Annotated in this window: 15 protein-coding genes; 10 read left to right on the top strand and 5 right to left on the bottom strand. The window is 68.7% G+C overall.

What is annotated here, in order from left to right; all coding sequences use genetic code 11:
• Positions 1-62 precede the first annotated feature (62 nt).
• Both pglW and pglX read left to right on the top strand, forming a co-directional pair.
• The gene (gene pglW / locus ACZ7P3_RS07125) at positions 63-4,766 is read left to right on the top strand and encodes a BREX system serine/threonine kinase PglW (protein ID WP_472079572.1); all 4,704 of its coding nucleotides are present in this window, start codon (positions 63-65) and stop codon (positions 4,764-4,766) included.
• On the top strand, positions 4,763-8,386 hold the full coding sequence (gene pglX / locus ACZ7P3_RS07120) for a BREX-2 system adenine-specific DNA-methyltransferase PglX (RefSeq protein WP_472079571.1): 3,624 nt from the start codon (positions 4,763-4,765) through the stop codon (positions 8,384-8,386). Before pglW ends, pglX begins: the two co-directional genes overlap by 4 nt.
• Here pglX and ACZ7P3_RS07115 read toward each other — a convergent pair.
• Positions 8,313-8,897, bottom strand: a complete 585-nt coding sequence (locus ACZ7P3_RS07115; RefSeq protein ID WP_472079570.1) for an ATP-binding protein — start codon at positions 8,895-8,897, stop codon at positions 8,313-8,315. The genes pglX and ACZ7P3_RS07115 overlap by 74 nt on opposite strands.
• Positions 8,898-9,103: 206 nt before the next feature.
• Between ACZ7P3_RS07115 and ACZ7P3_RS07110 the strand changes: the two genes are divergently transcribed.
• The 3 genes from ACZ7P3_RS07110 (at position 9,104) to ACZ7P3_RS07100 (ending at position 11,319) form a co-directional block, all read left to right on the top strand.
• The gene (locus ACZ7P3_RS07110; RefSeq protein WP_472079568.1) at positions 9,104-9,934 is read left to right on the top strand and encodes a helix-turn-helix domain-containing protein; all 831 of its coding nucleotides are present in this window, start codon (positions 9,104-9,106) and stop codon (positions 9,932-9,934) included.
• A complete protein-coding gene (locus tag ACZ7P3_RS07105; RefSeq protein WP_472079566.1) occupies positions 9,931-10,134 on the top strand; it encodes a DUF397 domain-containing protein in 204 nt (67 codons plus the stop codon). Before ACZ7P3_RS07110 ends, ACZ7P3_RS07105 begins: the two co-directional genes overlap by 4 nt.
• A 309-nt stretch (positions 10,135-10,443) precedes the next feature.
• A complete protein-coding gene (locus ACZ7P3_RS07100; protein ID WP_472079564.1) occupies positions 10,444-11,319 on the top strand; it encodes a hypothetical protein in 876 nt (291 codons plus the stop codon).
• A gap of 117 nt (positions 11,320-11,436) precedes the next feature.
• Here ACZ7P3_RS07100 and ACZ7P3_RS07095 read toward each other — a convergent pair whose 3' ends face one another.
• Positions 11,437-12,075: a DUF6879 family protein gene (locus tag ACZ7P3_RS07095; RefSeq protein ID WP_472079562.1), complete on the bottom strand. Its 639-nt coding sequence runs from the start codon at positions 12,073-12,075 to the stop codon at positions 11,437-11,439.
• On the bottom strand, positions 12,068-12,337 hold the full coding sequence (locus ACZ7P3_RS07090; RefSeq protein WP_472079560.1) for a hypothetical protein: 270 nt from the start codon (positions 12,335-12,337) through the stop codon (positions 12,068-12,070). The genes ACZ7P3_RS07095 and ACZ7P3_RS07090 overlap by 8 nt, the downstream gene beginning before the upstream one ends.
• A 227-nt stretch (positions 12,338-12,564) precedes the next feature.
• Between ACZ7P3_RS07090 and ACZ7P3_RS07085 the strand changes: the two genes are divergently transcribed.
• The 5 genes from ACZ7P3_RS07085 to pglZ all read left to right on the top strand — a co-directional run bounded on the left by ACZ7P3_RS07085 (position 12,565) and on the right by pglZ (position 22,292).
• Positions 12,565-12,975 (top strand): hypothetical protein, encoded by a 411-nt coding sequence (locus ACZ7P3_RS07085; protein WP_472079558.1) that lies wholly within the window; start codon positions 12,565-12,567, stop codon positions 12,973-12,975.
• A gap of 8 nt (positions 12,976-12,983) precedes the next feature.
• A complete protein-coding gene (locus ACZ7P3_RS07080) occupies positions 12,984-15,125 on the top strand; it encodes a tetratricopeptide repeat protein (protein ID WP_472079556.1) in 2,142 nt (713 codons plus the stop codon).
• Between the two features lie 87 nt (positions 15,126-15,212).
• The gene (locus ACZ7P3_RS07075; protein WP_472079554.1) at positions 15,213-15,413 is read left to right on the top strand and encodes a hypothetical protein; all 201 of its coding nucleotides are present in this window, start codon (positions 15,213-15,215) and stop codon (positions 15,411-15,413) included.
• 85 nt (positions 15,414-15,498) lie between these two features.
• A complete protein-coding gene (gene pglY / locus ACZ7P3_RS07070) occupies positions 15,499-19,389 on the top strand; it encodes a BREX-2 system ATPase PglY (protein ID WP_472079552.1) in 3,891 nt (1,296 codons plus the stop codon).
• Entirely contained in the window at positions 19,386-22,292 is a 2,907-nt protein-coding gene (gene pglZ, locus ACZ7P3_RS07065; protein ID WP_472079549.1) for a BREX-2 system phosphatase PglZ, read from the top strand. The genes pglY and pglZ overlap by 4 nt, the downstream gene beginning before the upstream one ends.
• 50 nt (positions 22,293-22,342) lie before the next feature.
• On the opposite strand, the gene ACZ7P3_RS07060 is transcribed toward pglZ, so the two are convergent.
• Complete coding sequence (locus ACZ7P3_RS07060) at positions 22,343-23,389, bottom strand: CBS domain-containing protein (RefSeq protein WP_472079547.1); 1,047 nt, start codon at positions 23,387-23,389, stop codon at positions 22,343-22,345.
• Positions 23,386-25,203 (bottom strand): GmrSD restriction endonuclease domain-containing protein, encoded by a 1,818-nt coding sequence (locus ACZ7P3_RS07055; protein WP_472079545.1) that lies wholly within the window; start codon positions 25,201-25,203, stop codon positions 23,386-23,388. The genes ACZ7P3_RS07060 and ACZ7P3_RS07055 overlap by 4 nt, the downstream gene beginning before the upstream one ends.
• Positions 25,204-25,364 lie beyond the last annotated feature (161 nt).

Here is a 25,364-nt window from a genome sequence, read left to right as displayed (position 1 = left end):
CGTCAAGGGTCTGACCACGGGGAACGGTCGCCCTTGCGGGACACGAGGAGCGGGGAACAGGCATGCGGGAAGGCCGGTGGGTCACGGTCACCGAGTCCGAGTTCGATCACGAGCGCCGCGGCCTGGACGCGATCCGGGAGAAGCTGCTGGACTCCGACCCCTGGCGTGCCTGGTCGAACTTCACCTTCACCGCCAACACCGGCCACGTCCGCGAGGTCGACCTGCTGGTCGTGGCCCCCGGCGGTGTCTGCATGATCGAGCTGAAGGACTGGCACGGCTCGGTCACGTCCGAGAACGGCACCTGGGTGCAGACCACTCCCGGTGGCCGCCGCCGTACGCACGGCAACCCGCTGCACCTGGTCAACCGCAAGGCCAAGGAACTGGCCGGCCTGCTCGCGCTGCCCGGCGGCAAGCGGGTCTGGGTCGCGGAGGCCGTCTGCTTCACGGACAGCAGCCTCCGCGTACGGCTGCCCGCCCACGACCAGAACGGCGTCCACACCGTCCACCAGCTCGTCGAGATGCTGGGGCAGCCCCCGCGTGACGAGCGGCGCCGTATCACCGCGATCGGCTCGCGCGAGATCGAGGCGGCCCTCAACAACATCGGCATCCGCAAGAGCGACGCGCAGTACAAGGTCGGCCCGTACGAGCTGCAGCGGAAGTCCTTCGACTCCGGTCCCACGTGGGCGGACTACCTCGCCCGCCACAGCGACCTCCCCGAGGCCGCCCGCGTCCGCATCTATCTCAGCGAACGTGGCTCCGACGCCTCCCTGCGCCAGTCCGTCGAGAACGCAGCCCGGCGCGAGGCCGCGGTGCTGGGCCGTTTCAGGCACCCGGGCGTGGTCGAGCTCAAGCAGTACTTCCCCTCCGGGCACACCGCCGGCCCCGCGCTGATCTTCGACTACCACCCGGACACCTTGAAGCTGGACGAGTACCTGGTCCAGTACGGCGAGAAGCTGGACATCCTCGGGCGGATGGCGCTGGTACGCCAGCTCGCCGAGACCATGCGCTCCGCGCACTCCAGCCGTATCCACCACCGGGCGCTCGCCGCCCGCTCCGTGCTCGTCGTTCCCCGGCCGCGCGGCAGGAAGGGCCGGGCCGTGGGGGAGGAGGCCGCCTGGCTCACCCCGCACCTCCAGATCTCCGACTGGCAGATCGCCACCCAGCGCAGCGGTGACTCCTCCCAGGGCCAGGGCATGACCCGCTTCGCGCCGACCGCCCTGTCCGCGATGCACCTGGCCGACGACGCCGACGCCTACCTCGCTCCCGAACTCACCGCCCTCAACCCCGACCCGGTCCACCTCGACGTGTACGGGCTCGGCGTCCTCACCTACCTGCTGGTCACCGGCAAGGCCCCGGCCGCCAGCCAGGCAGAGCTGCTCGCCCGCCTGGAGGCGGGGGAGGGCCTGCGCCCCAGCTCCCTGGTGGACGGACTGTCGGAGGACGTGGACGACCTGGTGCAGGCCGCCACCGCCTACCGGCCTGGTCAGCGCCTGTCCAGCGTGGACGAGTTCCTGGAGCTGCTGGAGGTCGTCGAGGACTCCCTCACCGCCCCGGCCCCGGCGGCCACCGCTACGGAGGAGCCGGGCGACGAGGACGACGGAACCGCCACCGACAAGGACCCGCTGGAGGCCGTCGCCGGTGACCTGCTCGCCGGCCGGTGGGAGATCCGCCGCCGCCTCGGCACCGGCTCCACCAGCCGCGCCTTCCTCGTCCGCGACCTTCAGGCCGAAGCCCGCAAGACCCGCCCGCTGGCCGTGCTGAAGGTCGCCCTCTCCGACAGCCGCAGCGAGATCCTCGCCCGCGAGGCCGAGGCCATGGGACGCCTGCGCCCCCACTCCGGCATCATCCGCCTCGTCGAACCCGAGCCGCTGCACCTCGGCGGCCGTACCGTCCTGGCACTGGAATACGTCGGCGACGAGCGCGACGACAACGGACAGAGCACCGAGGGCGGCGGACGCCCGCGCCGCCGTGAGGAGACCGTCGCCCGACAGCTCCGCGAGAACGGCCGCCTCCAGGTCGACCAGCTTGAGGCGTACGGCGACTACCTCTTCGGAGCCGTCGACTTCCTGGAGGGCGAAGGCGTCTGGCACCGCGACATCAAGCCCGACAACATCGCCATCCGCATCCGCCCCAACCGCACCCGCGAACTCGTCCTCATCGACTTCTCCCTCGCCGGCTACCCGGCGAAGAGCACCAACGCGGGCACCGACGGCTACCTCGACCCCTTCGTCGACGTCATCACCCGCGGCTCGTACGACTCGCACGCCGAGCGGTACGCCGTCGCCGTCACCCTGCACCAGATGGCCTCCGGCGAGCTGCCCAAGTGGGGCGACGGCAGCGTCCTGCCGCGCATGACCGACGCGAAGGAGTGGCCGTACCCGACCATCGCGGCCGAGGCCTTCGACCCGGCCGTACGGGACGGTCTCGTCGCCTTCTTCCAGAAGGCCCTGCACCGCGACGCCGGCAAGCGGTACCCCGAGCTGAAGCCGATGCGGGACGCCTGGCGCAAGGTCTTCCTCGACGCCTCCCAGACGGTCCCGTCCAGCCACCGCACCCGCGCGTCGGCCCCGGCGGCTACGGCGGCGGCGGAGACGCTGCCTGCACAGGGCGCCGCCGCCGCGGCGATCGCGGATGCCGAGCCGGAGAGCGCCGAGCAGCAGCGGGACCGGCTGGCCGCCGAGGTCACGCGGGACACTCCGCTGACCGTCTCCGGTCTTACGCCGGCTGCCCAGTCGTTCCTGTACGGCCTGGGCATCACGACGGTCGGCGAACTGCTGGACTACAGCCGCCGCAAGCTCGTCAACGCACCTGGACTGGGTGCCAAGACCCGCAACGAGGTCCAGCAGCGGCAGCGCGAGTGGGGCGAGCGGCTGCGGGAGGCGCCCGTATCCCCGCTGACGCCCAAGGGACGGGCGGAGGCCAAGGAGGAGCTGGACCAGCTCACCGCCGCCGAGTCGGCGTTGGTGGGCCACCTCGCGACGGGCGATTCGGCGGGCACGCTGCCCGCCCGCACGCTGCGCTCGGTCAGCCTCGACACCCTCGCCACCGTCTTCGTGCCCGCCGTCAACAACAACGGCTCCAACCGCAACAAGGCGGAGATGGTGCGGCTGTTGCTGCGCCTGCCCGACGAGCACGGGGTGCTGCCGGACATCGGCGTCTGGCCGAAGCAGAAGGACGTCGCGGAGGGCCTCGGGCTGAGCCACGGCCGTATCCCGCAGATGCTCAAGGAGGAGCGCAAGCGCTGGAAGGCGGAGCCCTCCGTCCAGGCGCTGCGCGAGGAGATCGTCGACCTGCTGGTGAGCATGGGCCGGGTCGCTTCGGCGGTGGAGATCGCGGATGCCCTGGCCGTCCGGCGCGGCACACATCTCGCGGGGCGTGAGCAGCGGCGGGCGATGGCGCTGGCGGCCGTACGGGCTGTGGTCGAGGTCGAGCAACTGGTGCCGCAGGAGGCGGAGTTCCAGCACCAGCCGAACCGCAAGGCGACGGACGAGTCCCTGGGGGCAGGCCTGCTTGCCCTTGATGTGAGGGAGATCGACGGCCCGGACACTCCCACTGCGCCGGGCCTGCTGGAGTACGCGACGCGTCTCGGCAAGACGGCTGATCGGCTCGCGAGGCTGGACACCCTGCCGACGGCGGCGACCGTGCTGGCCGAGCTGGGCGCGCTGACGGTGCCGCCGGGGGCGGTGGAGTGGGACGAGCGGCGGATGGTGGAGCTGGCGGCTGCGGCGTCGGTGAACGCCGCGGCCACTCCGCGTCTGGAGATCTATCCGCGTGACTTGTCGCTGGTCAGGGCGTTGCGGCTCACGCAGGCAGGGCTTGTGCGCTGGATTCCGGGAGTGCCGGAGGGGCGGCAGCCGGGTCTGACGGGCGAGGACGTGCACGAGCGGGTGCGCGCTCGCTTCCCTGAGCTGGTCGTGATGGACGGCCGGGGTGGCGCCTCCCACGAACTGCCGACGGCCGGCCCGCTGACCAAGGCCCTGCGGGACGCGGGCTTCGAGCTGTCGCTCAACATGCGCGACGACACGGGCACCCTGCGCTACCTGCCGACGCGGGTGGACGACGCGTCCAGCTACCTCACGACGGGTGCGTGGCGGCAGTCGACGCGTACGGGTGCGGTGACGCGGTACGCCGACGACCCGCAGCTCGCGGGCGCGGTGCGCGCGGAGGAACGGCTGCTGGCGTCGGCTCGGCGGGACGGGTACCGAGTGCTGACCGTCCGGCAGCAGTTGGTGCGGGACGCGGTGCGGGAACTGGGGGCCGAGCGGCTGGGCGCGGATGCGTTGTCGGTGACGGAGCTGTTCCTGGAGGCCCTGCACGCGCAGGTCACTCCGGGCACGAAGCCGACCTGGGAGACCCTGCTGAAGGCGGACGCGGCCGAGCCGGGTTCGAAGGGTGCGGTGCGGTTCGCGGAGTACGTGCGGACGGCGTGGGGCACGGTGGAGCCCCGGGTTGCGGAGCTTCTGGGTCACGGCGGTGGCGGGGCCGGTCCTGTGCTGCTGACGGAGGCCGGGGTGTTCGCGCGGTACGACGCGATGGGCGTCCTGGACCGGCTGGCATCGGCGGCCCGGCGGGGCGGACGGGGGCTGTGGCTCCTGGTCCCGCAGAGTGACCCGTTGCGTGAGCCCCGGCTCGGGCAGGTGGCTGTGCCGTACCAGGCCGGCCTGGGGGAGTGGATTCAGCTTCCGGACACGTGGGTGGGTAACGCACACCGTGGGTCCGGTGAGGTTGTTACTAGTGCCAGTGGTGTCGAGGGAGACGCGAAGTGATCGACCGCAAGGCTCTGTTGGACGACCTGAAGCAGCAGGTCAAGGCGGTCGAGACCGACCTCGGGCGACAGGTGAAGGTGCTGGGGGATGTCGGTGCGCGGCTGAGGGCCGAGTACGACCAGGCGCGCAAGCTGGGGCGTACGGCGGCGACGTGGACCTCGTGGCTGGACGAGCGGGTCACGCAGGTCGCGGTGGCGTGGGTGCTGGGCACTGTGTTCGTACGGTTCTGCGAGGACAACCGGCTGATTCCCGAGCCGTACCTGACGGGGCCGGACGGTGACCGGCGGGAGCTGGCGGAGTCTCGGTACGACGCGTATGTGGAGTCGGACGACGACCCGACGTACCGGGGGTGGCTGGAGAAGGCGTTCGAGGAGCTGGGGCAGGGGCAGGCGGGACGGCTGCTTTTTGACAAGCGGCACAACCCGCTGTATCAGGTGCCGGTTTCGCATGATGGTGCGCGAGAGCTGGTCGAGTTCTGGCGGGGGAGGGACGAGGCGGGCGTCCTCGTCCACGACTTCACCGACCCGCTGAACGAGGACGGCACGGAGGGATGGGACACGCGGTTCCTGGGGGACCTGTACCAGGACTTGAGCGAGGCTGCGCGGAAGACGTATGCGCTGCTTCAGACGCCGGAGTTTGTTGAGGAGTTCATCCTTGACCGGACTATGAATCCGGCGGTGCGGGAGTTCGGCTACGAGGAATTGAAGATGATCGACCCTACGTGTGGGTCGGGGCACTTTGTGCTGGGGGCGTTTCGGCGGTTGGTGCGGCTGTGGGGGGAGGGGCAGCCGGGGAAGGACGTGCACGAGCGGGTGCGGGCTGCGCTGGACTCGGTGCATGGGGTGGACATCAACCCGTTCGCGGTGGCTATCGCGCGGTTCCGGTTGCTGGTTGCGGCTATGGCGGCGGGTGGTGTGCGGACCCTGGCGGAGGCGGCCAAATATGAGTGGCCAATTCACCTAGCGGTGGGAGATTCACTAATCAAGCACCGGCACAGGCAGGGCAACTTGTTCGATGGACTGGAGGAGGTTGCGGACGAACTTGCCGACTTCAAATACGAGACAGAGGACGTGCATGAGTATCCGGACATCCTGCGGCCGGGGCGATATCACGTGGTGGTGGGGAATCCGCCGTACATCACGGTTAAAGACAAGAAGCTCAACGAGCTTTATCGTGGGTTGTATGACGCTTGCGCGGGGAAGTACGCCCTGTCGGTGCCGTTTGCTCAGAGGTTCTTCGAGTTGGCGGGGGTAGGGGACGCTAAGAGCGGTCTCGGGTACGGTATGGTCGGACAGATTACGGCGAACTCATTCATGAAGCGTGAGTTTGGTACCCGGCTGATTGAGACGTACTTCGGTCATGAAGTTGAGTTGACGGAGGTAATTGACACTTCTGGGGCATACATCCCTGGGCATGGGACGCCGACGGTCATCCTGGTGGGAAAGCGTCGAGGCGGTGCCGGGAGGGCGGAGACCGTCCGCACCGCGCGTAGTGTCCAAGGCGAACCCACAGCTCCGCTAAGCCCAGAAGACGGAAACGTATGGCAGGCAATCGTCAAACAAATTGATGAGCCGGGCTCTGTAAGCCAGTGGATTTCCGTGGACGATCTAGAGCGGCATCGCTATTTCGGTAAGCAGCCTTGGATCCTGGCCGATGGCGGCCTGGAAATGGTCGAAGGACTATCTCGTTCGGCAGTCACATCTCTCGCCCAAGAATCGGCCGCCATTGGCATGACAGCGCTCACGCTGGAGGATGACGCTTTTCTGTTGCCCGCAGAAGTTTCGTCGCGCCTAGGATTCGCTGCTGATTGCGTCTACCTGGTCAATGGGGATGAGGTTCGTGACTACTCGATCAACTCGCCTCAGCACGTAATCATGCCGAGGAGCTGGGATGGCAAGGAACGGGATCTCAGCCCGCAGGCTATGAGGTACCTCTGGCCCTGTCGAACCAATCTCCGGCGACGTCTCTATTTCGGGAGAGTTCCGGAGGAGCGCGGACTTCGCTGGTTTGACCTGGGCATGCTGTTTGCGGATCGTCACCGAGACCCATATTCAATTACCTTTTCATTTGTTTCGCGGCTGAATCATTTCGTGTTGGATCGAGGCGGAAAGGTCTTCAAGCAGTCCGCACCGGTGGTCAAGCTGAACGAAGGAGCGAGTGAGGAGCAGCGTCTGCAAGTCCTTGGATTGCTGAATAGCTCTGCTGCATGCTTCTGGCTTAAAATGGTGAGCCAAGCTAAAGGTGGCATGGATAATTCCAGTGGTGGCGGTAATCGCTGGGTGCCTGAACAGTGGATGGTGCACTATGAGTTCACAGGCACGAAGCTCCAGGAGTTCCCACTTCCCAAACCTTATACGGCCGTCCTTGCCGCCGCCATCGACGCTCTCGCCCAGCGACTCTCTGATACGAGCCCATCCTTCCTCACGGCTAATGCAATCCCAACCGCCCTCGCCCTTCGAGAGTCCGGCGCTGCCTGGCACTCCATTCGCGCCCGAATGACCGCTCTCCAGGAAGAGCTGGACTGGCAGGTCTACGCCCTCTATAACCTTCACTCTGAAGACCTCCGCGTCTCCGAGGAACCTGAGGACCCCAACATCCCCGCACTCGCCTTCGGTGAGCGTGCCTTCGAAATCGTCCTGGCTCGCCGAGTTGAAGCAGGCGAAGCCAGCGATGAGTGGTTCAGGCGAAACGACTCCACTCTCATCACGGAGATCCCTGCTCACTGGCCTGCCGCTTACCGCGAGATCGTCCAAAAGCGCATTGACGCGATCGAGTCGAACCGCGCCATCGGCATGGTCGAGCGCTCTGAGTACAAGCGACGCTGGGCCACCGAAGGCTGGGACGCCCTCCAGGAGAAGGCCCTCCGCTCCTGGCTGCTCGACCGTATGGAGAACCGTGACCTCTGGTTCGACGAGAACGGTCAGCCCACGATCCTCACCCTGGCCCGCCTCACCGACGCCCTCTCCCGTGACGAGGACTTCGTCTCCGTCGCCAATCTCTACGCGCCGCGCAAGGAACTTGCGAAGGTCGTCGCCGAGCTGATCACCGACGAGCACGTGCCGTTCCTCTCCGCCCTGCGCTATAAGCCCTCCGGTATGAAGAAGCGCGCCGACTGGGAAGAGGTGTGGGACCTCCAGCGCAAGGAGGACGCCGCACCCGACGAGCCCGCCAAGCGAAAGATCCGGGACTCCATCCCCGTACCGCCGAAGTACACCTCCGCCGACTTCCTCCGCCCCTCCTACTGGAAGGCGCGCGGCAAGCTCGACGTGCCCAAAGAGCGGTTCATCTCCTATGGGGAGACCAATGCCGCCACCCCCGAGCTGTACGGGTGGGCCGGCTGGGATCACCGGGAGCGGGCGCAGGCGCTCGCCACGTACTTCACCAACACCGCGCTGTCGACCGAGGAGATCACGCCGTTCCTCGCTGGCCTGCTGGAACTCCAGCCGTGGCTGTCGCAGTGGCACAACGAGTTCGACATGCTCTACAGCGGCTCCCCGGCGGACTTCTTCGCTGGTTACCGCCAGCAGAAGCAGGGCGAGCACGGACTCACCGACGACGATCTCCGTAACTGGCGTCCCCAGGCCGCAACCCGAGGCCGCCGCGCAGCTGTGAAGAAGTAGCCGTAAACGACTCGGTGTTGTGCCCGTACGCCGATGCCGAGTCTCCCGGACGAGGGGCCACCTGATGCGTGTGTGGGTGGCCTTCGGCCGGTACGCGCAGCTCTGCCCATACGGTCTTGCCGGGAGCGGCCGAGCGAGGAGTGACTCCCCAGTCGTCCGCGAGCGCGGCGACGAGGTAGAGGCCGCGGCCGGACTCGGACAGGGAGCCGGGGATCGGAGGAGTGGGCAAGGGGTGCTTCTCGGCGCGGGTGTCGGTCACCTCAATGCGGAAGGTGCCCTCGGTCAGGGCGAGTTGGAGGTGGAAGTCCCGGCCGGGGACATGGCCGTGGCGTACGGCGTTGGCGGTGAGTTCAGCCGTGATGAGTGTGAGTGCCTCGTTGACCGGGGTCGTGTAGGGGTGGCCCCAGTCGTTCACGCGGTGCGAGACCAGTCGACGGGCCAGGCGGGCACCGCGCGGGGTTGAGGTGAAGCGCATGGTGAACTCGCGGTCGTGGACGGGATGCTGTGGCATATGCCCGTTCGGGGGAGTTGCTGACTTCATGCGGTCAACGGTCGCGGACTGTGAGTAGCGTTGAACAGGAGTGATGCGCTGACGGGTACGGGCTGTACACGTGGGCTGTGTGCTTGTACGTGGTGTTGGGCGCGACCGGTTTCCGGACCATGCGTTGGCCGGGCGGAGTCCGCTGACCGTGATGGTCGTACGGGAGGAGCTGCGGCGTGGACGACGAGGTTCAGCAGTCGGAGTACGAGTTCGGCGCGGGCGTGCTGTGTGTGTTCGGGCGGCAGCTCAAGCTGTTCCGGGATCGGGCGGGGATGGATCGCGCGAAGCTCGGGTCGCTGACCGGGTACTCGGCCTCCACGATCGCGTCGTTCGAGCAGGGGAGACGTATTCCGCCGCCGAAGTTCATCGATCAGGCGGATGAGGTGCTGGACGCGGGTGGGGTGTTGAGCGCGAGCAAGGAGGAGGTGGCTCGCGCTCAGTATCCGGCGTTCTTTCGGGATGCGGCGCGGTTGGAGGCCAAGGCGGCAGCCCTGCACGTGTATGCGACGAAGGCGGTTCCAGGGCTGTTGCAGACGGAAGATTACGCGCGAGCGGTGTTCTCCATGTGGCGGCCGCTGCTGGACGAGGAGACCATCAACCAGCGGGTCGCGGCTCGCCTGGCACGACAGGAGACCTTCTCCCGAGCCCCGATGCCCACCATCAGCTTTGTCATCGAGGAGTTCGTTCTGCGGCGACCGCTGGGTGGATGGGCCGTGATGCAGGGCCAGTTGGAGCAGATCCTGCTGCACGGGCACCGGCGCAACGTGGAGATCCAGGTGATGCCGATCGAGCGGGACGAGCATGCTGGGTTGGAAGGTCCATTCACCTTGATCGAGACGCACGAAGGGCAGAGGATCGCCTACGTGGAGGCGTACAAGGACAGTCGCCTCTACACGGAGCGGAGGCAGGTACGGGAGATCGAGGAGCAGTACGGCATCCTTCGGGCCCAGGCGCTCACTCCGCGCGAGTCGCTGGCCCTCATCGAGAAGTTGCTTGGAGAGAGATGAACGCCAAACAGCTCATAGAGCCGGTACCCGAGTTGGCCTGGTTCAAGAGCAGTTACAGCACAGGCTCGGGCGGCGAATGCGTCGAGGTAGCCGCCCGCCCCGGCACGGTCCACGTCCGCGACTCAAAAGACACAGCCCGCGCCGCCCTGGCCGTAGACCCCACGGCGTGGACCGCGTTCGTCGAGTTCGCGGCACTCTGACAGGGGCGGCCCCTCGATGGCAGGGCCTTCCGGCGGGCATGTGCTTGCCGGGAGCCCTGCGCATGTCCGCCTCCGCAGCACCTTCAGCAGCCTCGGCGCCTCGCCCGCCAGGTGTCGCGCCGGCGCCGGCTGCCACGGCGATCAACGTCCGCCCGGAGGCGCTTGGTTCGCGACGGCGGTCGCCTTCCCCGGTGACGATCGACACCGTGATGGACCCGGCCCGCACGCCACCGTCACTCGCATAACGAGGTCCCAACGGAGCTGACAAAGTAGGACCCTTGGGGTGCCGAGCTACTGTAAGTTCCTGCCATGAAACAGGGTAAAGAGGTCGAGAACCCCGAGTCGCGTTTCTCCGCGGTGCTGCTGGCGGCAGCGAAGCTCCCGGGTGTGCGTATTCACAGGGAGGCGTACCTCCGAAGTGCGCTGGCTCGCCACTGCTCCGAGGACGACATCCGAAGGGCGATAGAAGAGACCCCCGCTGCGGCGGGCATCAGTTTCGAGGTTCTCGACAAGGCGGCCAACGACTCCATCCGCTACGAGACCGCCAAGGTCAGCGCCCTCTCCGCCGCTGCCGGAATACCCGGCGTCCTCGCCCTTCCCGCCACTGTGCCCGCCGACCTGGCCCAGTACTTCGGCCACATGGTGCGTATCGCGCAGAAGCTCGCGTACCTCTACAGCTGGCCCGATCTGTTCTCCGAGGACGGCGATGACCTCGACGACGCGACCATGGGAGTGCTCACGCTGTTCTTCGGCGTGATGTTCGGCACCCAGTCGGCGAACGCTGCTGTGGGGAAAGTCGCGGGGATGATGTCGGAGCAGGCCGTCAAGAAGCTGCCTCAGAAGGCACTCACCAAAGGCCTCGTCTATCCCGTCGTCAAAAAAGTCGCGGCCTACCTCGGTGTCAAGATGACAAAGGATTCTTTCGCGAAGACCGTCTCGAAGGCCATCCCCCTCGTCGGGGCCGCTGTCTCCGGCGGGCTCACTTTTGCGACCTACCTTCCGATGGCCAAGAGGCTCAAGAGGCACCTCTCCAGCCTGCCACTGGCGGAACCGTCGCACCGAGTGATGGATGGGGAAGTCGTGGACGGCGAGGTCGTGGAAGACCAAGGGCCTTCCGCCGCAGCGCACACTGAACAGCACGGCGCGGACACCACTGCCGTCGAGATGGAGGAACCTCAGTCATGACAAGACGAGCGCACTCCTGAGTGCCGAGGGGTGGCCGAGGCGGCGGGCGTTCTCGTCATCGTCGCCGGGGTGCTGATCTGTTGGCGGGAGGGCTGGCTCGTCACCCCGCCTCGCTGATCACCGCGAATCGCGAAAGCCCGTCGGAGCACTGGACCCCCTCGGCGGGGCAAGCGGGACGATCTCCCGGTCGAAGAAGTCGCAGAAGCTCTCACCGCGCTCGTAGAGCGTGTCGAATCCGAGGGACGTTTCCCGGATCAGGGCTCGCTCGGTGAAGCGGTTGGCGCCTGCCGCGTTCCCGTCATCGTCGTAGACCACCTCGTACATGGCCGCGTCCCCGAGGATCACCACCTCCGGAACGGCGCGGTCCTTCTCGATGTCCGAGATCTTGCGGGCGTCGAGCACCTTGATGTCGTCGCCCAGGTCCACGCGCACCCGCAGCACGAAAAACTCCCACTGTACGTAGGGCGTAATGGGGAACTCCACGACACGAAGACGGCGATGAGGGATGCCTAGCCGCGCCGCATTCCGGAGCTCCTGCGCGTAGTCGTCGCGTCTTTCGTCGGCGAGAGACAATGCCCTCGTCCAGTCGCCGGCGGCGAAAGCCTCCCAACTGTCGAAGCCTCGCTCCTTGAAATTCTGCCCGCGTTCGAGCTTGTTCAGGAAGCTGATGCCACTGTTGTAGATCCGGCTGAAGTCCGCATGATACGCGGGGCGATCCATGTGCTCGGAAACCCCGTTAGGGAAGGAATCAAACACTGGGGATATCCGGCTTCGCCGCGACGAGCATGTTCCTCGGGATGACGACGAGTCGTTCGTCCGCCCCGATCGAGACCCCATCGGGCAGGTTCGCGCCGAGCGACTGGGTGAGGTCCCTGCCGATGACGGCGATGTCTCCGTTGGCGAGTTCCCAGATGTCGGGGCAGTCAGGGGTGCCGGTGGTGTTCCCCAGTTCTTGGGGCGATTTACCCAGACGCCGTTTAAAAGTCGTGTCAGGATCTGCTTCCCATGGCCTGGTCACTGCCGTCGCCCCCTCAATCGGTTGGGTGACGGTACTGTACCGCTCAAGCAGCTCGCCTGACGATGAGTTAAGCCCGACTGCGATCGGAATGGCGTCGAGCCATGCCTCCTTGTCTCACCTCGCTCAAGAGTGGAACGATATTGACCGGGAGAAGGATTCACGCCAGCACCTGACAGGCGTCGCTTTTCCGCCATGCTGTCGGAAAGACGAGTGAATGGAGAGGTGCCGTGGACCCAGAGGTCACCTCGCTCGCACAAAGCGCAGGAACCACCTTGGTCACGCTGATGGCAGCCGATGCCTGGCAGCGCACTCGCGACGGGCTCACGCAGCTCTGGCGGCGGATGCAACCGGAGCGTGCGGAGATCGTGGCTGCCGAGTTGGAGGCCGGCCGCGAGGATGTACTGGCCGCCATGGCGACACATGACCAGGAGACGTTGAACGAACTGCGTCTGCAGTGGCAGGGGCTGGTGCGACGCCTGATTGTCGCCCGACCTGCCGCCGCCGGTGAACTGCGCGCGCTCCTGGCCGAACTCGACCCCGACGGCACGGCTGCCGGGTCGGTCACGCAGCACGCCACGGCGTCCGGTCATGCCCGGGTCTACCAGGCGGGACGAGACCAGCACATCGCCGACCGATGACGGGCGGGATGGACGGTCACGCTGAGGACCAGGGGCGCGTCTACCAGGCGTCTGGCGACCAGCACATCAACGAACACCACCACTACGGCGGCGACACGTCCGGGCCGAGTGGCCCGGACTCGGTCCGCCGTCCGGCGGTCGGGCGGTCTCCGGCCGTGCTGCGCGACCGGACAGAGGTGATGGAACGCCTGCGGGCAGGCGTCGAGGCACGGCGCGGCGGCGAGGTCTACGTGCTCTACGGCATGGGCGGCTCCGGCAAGACAGCGGTCGCCTGTGCCTTCTTCCAGATGGCCACCGGCGACTACGGCCGGGCAGGCCTGTGGGTCAATGCCTCCGACCGAGCGAGCCTGCGCGCCGGCATGCTGGCGGTCGCTGCCGACCGGGGGGCGAGCGACGGCGAACTGCTGGCTGCCCGCAACGGTCTCCGTCCCGCGGCCGATCTCGTCTGGCAGTATCTCGACCGCTCCGCCGAGCCCTGGCTGCTGGTCCTCGACAACGCGGACGAGCCGGAGATCCTGCGGGACGGCAGCTGGCTGCGCACCAGCCCACGCGGCACTGTCGTGGTGACCACCCGCCGGGCAGCCGCTCGCTGGTGGCCAGGGGCCGAACTGCAGCACATCGGCGTACTGCCCCGGGAGGACGCCGCACTCGTGCTGTGCGACCTCGCCCCGCACAGCGGCACGGCAGAGCAGGCGGCGCAGATCGCGGACCGGCTCGGGCGGCTGCCACTCGCCCTCACCCTCGCCGGCGGTTTCCTCTCCCATCAGGTGCTCGACCCCTGGACGATGGATGCCTACGGGCATCATCTCGACGAAGGCGAACGGGTCCAGCTCATCGACCAAGGTGCGGACGCGTTGTCCGATGCGGACCCCCGGCACCTGGTCGGTCTGACCTGGCAGCTGACCCTCGACACGTTCGAGGCGCGCGGGCTGCCTGAAGCGGCGGCACTGCTCCGGCTGCTGGCCCGGTTCGCTCCGGAGCCGCTGCCGTTGTCCTTGCTCAACCGTGCCGACATCAGCGGAGTCCTCCCGCGTGCCCGTACCGAAACAGCGCTGAGAGCCCTGCTCGACCAGTCGCTGACCGAACTGGTCGACGTCGGCGTGCGCTGTGTACAGAGCCATGGAGTACTCCTCGACAGCGTGGCGGCGGCGACACCTGGGGACCGGCTGCCCGCTCTCGACACGACGGCCGTCCGGCTGCTCGACGCGGCCGTTCCCGCCGTCCCCGACGCGGGCCCCCACGATCCACAGCTGCGACTGCTGGTACCTCACGCGCTCGCCTTGCTGCGACGCATCGACGATCCGTCGGCCCTGGCCGACGCCCTGGCCGTCGCGACCCGGCTGTCGGTCGCCCTGCACCGCACCGGCGACTACCTCTCGGCCTGGGACACCTCACGTACCGCGGTGGATCTTGCACAGCAGCAGCTCGGCGCTGATCACCGTCTGGTACTGGCCGCCCGTTCCAGGGCCGGCCGGGCGCTGTTCCGACTGGGCAGGTACGCCGAAGCCGAGGCGTCGCTGCGCGGTGTCCGTGTCACCCAGGAGAGACTGTTCGGCGCTGACGACCCCGACACCTCGGACAGCGGCTACGGCCTTCAGCTCGTGCTGGCGAACCTCGGCAGACGCGAGGAGTCGGTGGCGCTTCTCCGGGCCGTCGTCGCCGGTCGGCGTACGGCACTCGGCCCCGCACACCCACTGACCCTGCGCGCCCGCGCCAGTCTGCTGGAGATGCTGCCCGCCTCCGATGTGGTCACCGAAGAAGGGGGCGCCCTGCTTTCACTGCCGTCCGAATGCGCCCGGCTCCTCGGCCCCGACCACACGGTGACGCTGGGCGCCGGGCACAACCACGCCTGGGCGCTGTATCTCCTGGGCCGCTTCGACGAGGCCGACGAGGAGATAAGGCAGATCGTCGAAGCGTATGTGCGGCGCTTCGGCCCCGAGTACCCGATCGTGCTCGCGGCCCGGCAGCTTTCCTCCCGGACCCGGTCCGCGCTCGGCCACCTGGACGCGGCGATCGAGCTGATGACCGATGTCGTCGCACGACGGGAACGCAGCCTGGGCCCAGAACACCCCTTCACGGTCGCGAGCCGCCGGCTGCTGGACGAACACCGGTCGGGTCAGTGGCACCCGCCGCAGCCGCCCGGCGGATGAGAGCAGGATGCGCGGACGGTGCACGGGGCTGTACGGCACGGGGTCGGCCGGAGTACCGATGTAGGGTGCTATGCGCAGGCCGTACGGGTGATCGTTCAGTACGAGGGGGACAAAGAGTGCAAGCGCCGCGAGCCCGTCTCCCTTGACCTGACCGGTGCCGTGAACGTCGTTCTCGCCCGGTGGCACGTGCCCGGTCCTCTCCTCGCCACCGGCCAGGACCACCGGCACGTCGCACCGCCCACCGGTCACCCGTACTTCCGGGTCCTCCTCTGCGGCCCGGACCGGTAACCGGCTTCGGGCCGGGACGGCACACCCGCACCACATCGAGTACGAGCAGCAGCACCGGAAACTGCCAGGGAGAGCGAGACCCGCAATGGCTCAGCCGCCACTCCTCCGCGATGTCATCGACATCAAGGAGTCCATCTCCACCTCGGACTTCGTGCTGTCCCTCGCCGAGGCGACGACACCCGAGGGTGCCGAGCACGCGCTCAAGGACTACGTGGTCACCGAGCGGCTCCTGGAGAACTTCGACGAGGCGCTGAAGCTCATCAGGTCCTCGCTCGACGGGCACCGCTCCAAGGCCGCGTATCTCCATGGCTCGTTCGGTTCCGGTAAGTCGCACTTCATGGCCGTGCTGTACGCCCTGCTCAGCGGCGACACGGCCGCGCGTGCCCGCACCGAGTTCGACCCGGTGCTGACCAAGCACGAGTGGCTGACCACGGACGGCAAGAAGTTCCTGCTCGTGCCGTACCACATGCTCGGCGCGAAGGCCCTCGAACAGCGGGTGCTCGGAGGGTACGTGCACCACGTCAAGAAGCTGCACCCGGAGGCATCCACTCCGCAGGTGTACCGGACCGACGGACTCTTCGACGACATCCGCGCGCAGCGTGCCACCTATGGCGACGAGGCCGTGATCCGGGGCCTCGGTACCGGCGTGGACGACGATGACGAGGACGAGTGGGGCGAGGGCTTCGCATGGACCCCGCAGCTCCTGGACATCGCACTCGCCGCCGAGGAGAACCACGAGGCAGGCGTCCCGCTCAACCTCACGAACCCCTCCACCCCGGCCGAGCTGCGCGCCAAGCTGGTCAACGACGCCAGCACCAACCTCCTCCCCGGCTTCGCCAAGAACGCCGTCGAGGACGAGCACGGCTTCATCTCCCTGGACGCCGGTCTGTCCGTCATCGCCGAGCACGCCAAGTCGCTCGGCTACGACGGACTCATTCTGTTCATGGACGAGCTGATCCTCTGGCTGGCCACCCTCATCCACGACCAGAAGTTCGTGGCGCGTGAGGCCAGCAAGATCACGAACTTCGTCGAGGGCGGTGACGCCCGCCGCGCCATTCCCGTCGTGTCGTTCATCGCGCGCCAGCGCGACCTGCGCGAACTCGTCGGCGAAGAGGTCTCCGGTGCCGCAGAGTCGTCCATCCAGGACACCCTGAACCTGGCCTCGGGCCGATTCGACAAGATCACTCTGGAGGACCGCAACCTCCCGCAGATCGCCCACGCCCGGCTTCTCAAGCCCAAGGACCCCGAGGCGGAACGGCTCGTCGACACGGCCTTCGAGCAGACCAAGCGGGTCGGCACTCAGGTGTGGGACACGCTTCTCGGCTCGGAGAAGGGCACCACCGGCGCGGACGCGGAGTCGTTCCGGCTCACGTACCCCTTCTCGCCGGCGTTCATGGACACCCTCGTCCACATCTCGTCCGCGCTGCAGCGCTCCCGTACCGGTCTCAAGCTGATGGGCCAGCTCCTCGCCGACCACCGCAACGAGATCCGCCTCGGGCAGCTCATCCCCGTCGGCGACCTCTACCCGGTGATCGCGGAGGGCGGTGACAAGCCGTTCACCGACAGCCTGAAGGTCGTCTTCGAGGCCGCCGACAAGCTCTACAAGACCAAGCTGCGGCCGTACCTCCTCAGCTCGTACGACATCACCGAGGACGACGTCGAGCAGTACGTCAACCGGCCCGAGTCCATCACCGACCCGCAGCGCGCCAACCGTTGCCGGATGTTCGTCGGCGACAACCGGCTCGTGTGCACCCTGCTGCTGTCCGCGCTCGCGCCCAGCGTGCCCGCGCTGGCCGAGCTGACCATCCGGCGGCTCGGCGCGCTCAATCACGGGTCGGTCCTCGCCCCGATCCCGGGCGCCGAGGTCGGCATCATCAAGAACAAGGTCGCCGAGTGGGCGGCCCGGTTCCCCGAGATCAAGGAGACCGGCACCGACGCCAACCCCGGCGTACGCCTTGAGCTGTCCGGCGTCGACGTGGACTCCGTCATCGCCAACGCCCAGGTCAACGACAACCCCGGCAACCGGGTCGCGCTCGCCCGCCGCCTGCTGTCCGAGGAACTGGGCGTCGAGCACGGCCAGTTGAGCGATCAGCTGAGCTTCACCTGGCGCGGTACCGCCCGCACCGCCGAGATCGTCTTCGGCAACGTCGCCGACGAGGACGAGCTGCCCGACCACGACCTGATGCCGCAGGAGGACGGCCACTGGCGCATCGCCATAGACCTCCCCTTCGACGAGGGCGAGTGGGGCCCCGTCGAGGACGTCAACCGGATCCGGCGGCTGCGTGAGCGCCAGCAGGGCGAGCGGTCCCGTACCGTCGCCTGGCTGCCCGCCCACCTGTCCGCGCAGCGCTTCGCCGACTTCCGGCGGCTCGTCGTCATCGACAAGGCCCTCGCCGACGAGCACCGCTTCGACACCCAGTACGCCGGCCACCTCAACGCCGACAACCGCAGCCGGGCCAAAGGCCTCCTCGAAACCCAGCGCGAAGCCTTGCTGAAGCAGGTCAAGGGTGCCTTCAAGCAGGCGTACGGGCTCGCCCAGAAGCAGGCCGCCGACGTCGTACCCGACTTCGACGACCACCTCGTCGCGCTGCCCGATGCCGACGGGCTCACCCTGTCCTTCGGGCAGAGCCTGCACGACGGCATCCGGCACGTCGCGGGCAAGCTGCTCACCCACCAGTACCCGGCGCATCCCGACCTCGACCCCGACGGCACCGGCATCGCCGTCAAGTCCACCGACACCAAGAAGGTGTTCGTCCACGTCCGGGCCGCCGCGGAGGCGCGCGACGGGCGGGTGGAGGTCCCCGCCGCCGACCGCAAGCTCATGCAGCGCATCGCCGGGCCGCTGCGCCTCGGGCAGCAGAAGGAGGCGTACTTCGAACTGTCCCGCTACTGGGCCGACCACTTCCGTCAGCTCGCCAGCGCCCAGGGCGCGACCGGGGACCTGTCCCTGATCACCCTGACCGACTGGACGGACAAGCCCGACCCGCGCGGCCTGCCCGACTTCCTCGCCCGGCTCGTCGTCGCCGCGTTCGCCGAGACGGACGACCGGGTGTGGGTGCGCGGCGGCACCGTACTCGACCCCGCGCCCGAACTGTCCGCGATCAAGGACCACGACGCGCTGCGCAGCCAGCCACTGCCCGCCGAGTCGGACTGGGACACGGCACGGCAGCGCTTCGAGACGGTCTTCGGGCAGAAGGCACCCGCCCTGCGGCGCGGCCGGATGGTCAACCAGTTCGCCCGCCAGATCATCGAGGCCGCCCGCGCCCACCGCGACCACGCGGCGGACCTGGCGCACCAGCTGGAGGTCCACGCCTCCTTCCTCGGCCTCGACCAGACCGCCGACACCGGACGGCTCGCCCTCGCCCGCCGCTCCCTGCAACTGCTGGACGCGCTCACGGCGGAGGCAGGAAAGGGCGCGGCCGGAGCGAAGAAGACCGTGGAAGCCCTCGCTTCCTTCGACCTGGGCGAGACCAGCGCCGACCGTTACGGAACCTCCATCAAGCAGGCCCGCAGCGTCGCGGAGGCCGTCGCCTCCGCGCCCTGGAGCACCCTCGAACTGGCCGCCGGACTCGGCCCCGAGGGCGCGGCACTGCTCGACTCGCTGCGCAACGTGGCCCGCGACGACCAGCGCACCGCGGACCTGCGTGACGCCCTGACCCGGACCCAGCGCGAGGTCGTCGCCCTGGTGAAGCGCAGCCAGGCCGCCGCCACCCCGCCGCCTGCTCCCGTCGCGCCCCAGCCCACGGCCGACGACCTGTCCCTGAACACGCCGACCAGCGATCCGCGGATCCCCTACACCCCGCAGGAGACGCCCACACCGGCCTCCTCGGGCAGCGGTAGCGGTACGGCGCGAACGTCCGGTGGACGCCGTACGACCGCGGCTCGCGCTGCCGCCGACCTCCAGGCGGAGCTGTCCGAACTGGCCGCCCGCCACCCCGACGCGACCATCGAGATCAGCTGGAAGGTCGTCGAATGACGGGCACCGTCGCTGCCGCCCCCGGCGCCGTCCGGCTGAACACCGCGACCGTCACCCAGTACCTGTCCTCGCAGTCCTCCCTCGCCGCCTCCCTGACGGGGAACGGCGGGGGCAGACGCCGGGTCGTGCTGCTGCGGTCCGCGCCCCAGTGGGAAGGCCCCGCCGAGCCGGCCTGGGGCGAGGACCGGACGGCCGGCATCGCGGTGGCGCTCTCGCCGCTCGCCGTCCACGAACTCGTCCTCGACCACCTGACGGGTCGCCGCCCCGGCCCCGCCGTCCTGGTCGTCCTCACCGACCGCGAGCAGAACGAACTCGACCCGGCGATCATCGCCCGCGTCCACAAGCTGCGCATCGACACGGTCGACAGCTGGGACGTCGTACGGGAGGCCTTCGGCGCCCGGCAGATCGACCCGCGACTCAAGGACGTCAACTGGGCGGCCGAAGCCCTGCTCGACGCCACTCCGCCCGGCGGCTGGGCACCCGTGCCCGGGGGCTGGCTGTCCCGGCAGTACGCCCTCACCGCGCTCGCCCAGCGCCGCCTGCGCCTCGGCCGCTACGACACCGAGGGGGGCACGCGACGTCCCGGTGACGACCGGCTCGACGCGCAGACCCTGCTGCACTGGTCGACCCGGCCCGGCGCCCCCGAACGGCTGGCGGACCTGCGCGGTCCCGAGCGCACCGGGCTGACCGCTTTGCTCGGCGAGGAGGACCAGGCCGGTCTCGCCGGACGAGCCCTGCTCTCGCTCGTCGACGCCGAGCGTGGCGCGGACGCCGCCGCCTTCGGCCTCGTGTGCGCGGCGCTGTGGCAGCACGCCGAGCCCGCCCCCGAGACCTACCAGGCCCGTGGCCGCGCCGAACGCTACTTCGGCGACTGGTCCCCGGCGGTCGGCGAACAACTCGACGCTCTTGTCACCGTCTTCGGCCGGTCCGCCGAGGAGTACGTGACCACGCTGCTGACAGCCGGAAACCGGGGCGGCGGCGCCGACGCCGACCAGGCCCGCGAGGCACGCCGCACCACCGGCATCGTGCTCGACCGGGCGGCCGTGCTGGCGCGCCAGTTCGGCGCCGAGGCCGCCGTCGCGGCGAGCCCCGTCCTGCGCGGCGGACTCGACGCCCGGTTCACCGCCGTCGGGCAGGCCCTCATGACGGGTGACACGGCCGCGATGGCGGACGCCGTGCAGCGCCTTGCGGACCACCGGCTCGCCGGTGACCCGGAGGAGTCCGCCCGTATCGAGCGCGCGCGGATGGGACAGCGTCTAGCCCGCTGGCTGGCCACCGATCCGGCCGCCGACGCCCCTACCGTCGCCGACGCCCTGCAGCGGCACGTCACCGAGACCGGCTGGGCCGACCTCGCCCTTGAGCACATCGAGGCCGGCGGCGACCCGGACCCCGTCCTCAAGGCCGCCTACGACACCCTGGGCACCCGTGCCCGGGACCGGCGGCGGCAGATCGACGCGTCCTTCGCGCGCTCGTTGGCCGGCTGGACGCAGGACGGCACCCCGCCCGGCAGCATGCTCACCGTCGAGACCTTCCTCGACCGGGTGGTGGGACCCGTCGTCCGGCGCGGGGAGGAGCGGCGGGTGCTGCTGCTCGTGCTCGACGGCATGAGCGCGGCCATAGCGAACGAACTCAGCGAGGAACTCCGCCGCTCCTGGGCGGAGTTCGATCCGCTGGCCGAGGACGCCCCGCGTCGGCGGGCCATGGCCGCCGCCCTGCCCACGGTGACGGCCGTGTCCCGGACCTCGCTCTTCGCGGGCACTCTGATGAAAGGCACGCAGGCCGACGAGAAGCGGCTCTTCCCCGCGCTGAAGCTGTGGGGCGGGGCCCCCGCCGCCGTCTTCCACAAGGACGACCTGCGCACCGAGACCGCGGGCGACACCTTCGGGCCGGCGCTCACGGAAGCGCTGACCGACGGCAGGACGCATGTCGCCGTCGTCCTCAACGCCATCGACGACCGCCTCGCAAAGGAACAGAAGCTCGGCGACGGAGCCTGGCGCGTCGATGACGTACCGGGCCTGCGCGATCTGCTCCGGGTAGCCGCGGCCCAGGGCATGGCCGTCATCGTCACCAGCGACCACGGTCACGTGGTCGACCGGCACGGCACGAAGGCCGACGCGGCCACCGAGCCGGCGTCCGCCCGGCACCGCCCGCCCGGCGGCGGCCCGCTCGGCGAACGGGAGATCGCCCTTTCCGGGCCGCGCGTGGTGTGGCCCGAACCCGGCGCATCCGTCGTCGCGCTCTGGGACGCGGACTCCCGCTACACCGCGCTCAAGGCCGGCTACCACGGCGGGGCTTCCCTCGCCGAGTTCACCATCCCGGTGCTCGCCCTCTTGCCGTTCGGGGCGGAACCGCCCAAGGGCTGGCGGGAGCTGGGGGACCAGCGGCCGGTCTGGTGGGCTCCGGAGGAGGCGGGTAGGCCGGTCCCGGACGAGCCCTCGGCTCAGCTTGCCGGCGCGGCTACGAAGAAGGGGCCGGCGAAGCCCCGTAAGAAGCAACCCGAACCGGGGACACTTCCCGATGCTCTCTTCGAGGTTGCGCTGACCCCTGGGGGCGACGATGCCCTGCTCACCCCGACCCCCGTCTCGCGGACCGAGTCGCTCGTGACCGCGCTGCTCGACTCGGAGACGTACCAGGGGCAGCTCGACGGTCTGGCCCGCAAGCCGCAGCAGGAGCAGGTGCACAAGGCTATCGCCGCCCTGCTCGACGCGGGCGGCACGCTGCCGGCGACCGCACTCGCCCAGCGCGCGGGCATGCCCACCGGTCGGGGCGACGGCTTCGCCGCCGTCCTGCGGCAGCTCCTCAACTACGACGGCGTACAGGTGCTGGAGACTCTGCCGGACGGACGCACCCTACGGCTCCACGAGGGCTTGCTGCGCGAGCAGTTCGTCCTCCGAACGGGCTGACATGCTCGGGGTGCCGTTGACGTTCGTCTGCAGGCACCCCGAGCGCCGCCTCAGGCCACGAACGCCCGCAGCAGCTTCGCGAAGGTCGTCAGCTCGTCGATCATCTCCTGCGGAAGCGGCTTCTCGTCGAAGTGGGCGATCCGGTTGCGGATGTCCTTCACTCGTTTCAGGCGGCCGATGAACTGCTCCCTGGGCATGTTGGGCCACTTCAGGGCCTCCCAGTTGGCGTCGGCACGTTCGGCCAGCGACGTCTTCGTCTGGTCGCCGTCAAGGAGCTTCAGATAGTCGCCGAACATGAGGTCGGAGACCAGCCCGGTGCGTTGCTCGGACTTCTTGTTCGTCTGGACGGCCTTGATCGTCTCCTCGTCCAGCGCCGCGCCCAGGCAACGGCGCAGCAGCGACTCGATCTCCCCGACGATGAAGAAGGGCCGTGCCGCGCCCTCGAAGCGGTCCGTGACGTCCGCGGCGGTGATGATGCCCGAGAGACAGCCGTCGTCGCCGCGGACCAGAAGGTAACCGTGTTCGCGGATGACCGGCAGGGCGGAGAAGAATTCCTGGCGGGTGTCGGCGACCGGAAGGGAGTCCTTCTCCATCGCGTTGTCCAGCGTCGGCTGTTTGCCCGCCTCGTACATCTTGGCGACCGATCCCCACGTGACCACCCCGTGGATCTGCGCCATGCCGGTGGTCACCGGGACCTGTGCCACACCCTTCGTGCGCATCAGGAACGTGGCCTGCGGCAGGGGGGTACCGGGACCGACGGACACCAGGCCGCGCCGCGCCGACGGAATGTCCCCGAGCAGCAGACGCTGCGGAAGGGCGGCCGAGGGCAGTGCTTCCTCCGCTTCGTCGTCCTCGGTGTCGGCGGGGGCGGCCTGCGCGGGGACGGACGCGAGCGGTACCACGTCGACGTTGCTGCGCAGGCCGCAGACGGCGAAGTCGGGGAGCGTCGTCAGCCCGGCGTCCGTGAGTGCCTGCGAGATGCGGTGCACCGTCCGGTGGTCGCGGACTCTGACCTGGAACAGGTCGAGGATGTCCTGCACGGGCACGGACCTGCCTTTGAGCGCGGCGAGATCCTGCCCGCTGGGTGCGGTGGTCATCGGGCTTCGCCCTCCGCGAGATCACGGAGCATGGTCCGCTTGCCCATCGCGGCGTGCACGAGGTCCTGCAACTGCTTGGAACGATCGTTGTAGAACCGCTCGTAGTCGTTCTGGCGGAGCGTTTCCGGATCGATGAGGTGAGTGGCGAGTACGTCGTCGAACCACTCGGGGCGCATGTCGGAGGCCGCCACCAGCGTGGAGACGTAGGACGCCGGAGCCCCGGTCATGTCCATCGCTGCGCGGTAGGACAGGGGGGTCTTGTTCACGATGGAGTTGGTCGGCAGGCCCTGGCTGTTGCCCCGCTTCAGCCATGCCTTGTGGAAGATCTGCCGGAGGTCCACGCTGTACTCGTCCAGCCGACCTGGGCTGAGCGGTGCGTCGGTGAAGTGCCAGTCGACCGCGCCCTGTTTGACCAGCAGGGCGTAGATGCCCTTGTAGGCGGCACTGTTACGGGTGGTGAGGCTGTCCAGGCGGTCGGCGAAGAAGAATGCGTCGGTGACGGTGTCGGGTGCCCGGTCGTCCTGCGCGAGCCAGGGGACGAGCTGTTCGACGTCACGGGTGAAGCGGGTCTCGGTGGAGCCGCCGTACATCTCGCCGAGAACCCCGCACCAGTACCACTGCTCGGTCCTCTCCTCCGCCCCCAGGCCGTCCATCGCCGTGTCGAGGATGGCGCGGACGGCCGCAAGCGGGACGAGTTGTGTCTTGTACGGCAGGTCGTTCGGGCGGACGATGCACTGCCGTTCCAGGAAGTCGCCCACCCAGGCGAAGGCGTCGGCGAGTTTCGGCGCCAGGCGGACGAAGTCGGCCAGCGGGAGGTCCAGCAGGTCCCGGCGCTTGCACGACACCGTCGCCCCGATGCCGGCCTGCTTCCGCTCCCAGGTGCGTACCAGGGCGATGGCCTGCAGGAAGTCGATACTGCTCAGCCCGTTCTCGATGCCGCTCTCCAGCCGGCCGAAGACAGGGTACTTGGCAGCCAGCGCCTGTTTGATCTCCCGCCACACTTCGGGGAGCTGGTAGTAGTCCCCGGTCCGGTCCACGTACTCGCGGTCCCCGGCATAGGTGGCGGTGAGCAGTTCGAAGACGTTCAGCGGCACACCCCCCGTGTTGACCCGCTCGAACACCGCGCAGACGGCATCCATGGAGGTGGAGGCCGCCAGCCGGATCATCGGGACCTGAAAGGCACGAACCTGCTGGAGGACCAACTCGTCGAACTGACCCCACAGGCCCCAGTTCCGCTCCTCGTCCGCCTTGACGTAGGCCATCATCCACTGGTTCACACGCTGGGCGTCGAAGACGAGATGCAGAGGGAAGAGACCTGCCGCGCACTCGTTCTCCGTAGTGCTCAGATCCAGCACCACCGTACGGTTGAAGTCGGTGCGGAGCACCTTGTCCGCCGGGACGGACAGGATGGCTTCGTCGCGGTCCGCGGCCGGGCCGACGGCCTTCGCGATGTCGACGTAGTACCACCGCTCGATGGGCTTGCCACGGGCGTCCGCGGTCTCCACCGGGGCGTCCAGCCAAAGGGCCTGGAAAAGCGACGTGAGGCGCTGCTGCCCGTCCAGCAGAAGGAGGTCCGCGGCAGGATCCCCGTCCGGCCGTGCCCCGGTGAGAGTCCGGGAGCGGAACCGGGTGGCACCACCGGTCTGCAGCGTCATCACCACGCCGAGCGGATAGTCCAGCGTCACCGTCGCGATGATCGCGCGGATCCGGTCGTCGTCCCACTTCCAGTTCCGCTGGAAATCGGGCAACTGTAAGGAGCCAGACGCGACGTCCGCGAGTACGTCCTTAAGCTTCACATTGTCCAGTGCCGCCACGTGAATCCCACTTCCCACCCTGCCGCATGTACGGAGAGTGATTTCAGCAGCGCTTTCCGGTCACCGTCAACCGATTCTGCCGAAGTGGGGCACGAAGACCACACGTCGTGCGAGACCATGGCGCAGGTCAAGGGCGTACGCCCCGATTACTGGAGGTAGGG

Source organism: Streptomyces sp. NPDC107581, from assembly GCF_055657175.1.
The sequence above is the reverse complement of the archived record's forward strand: the minus strand, read 5'-3'. Positions and strand labels throughout refer to the sequence as shown.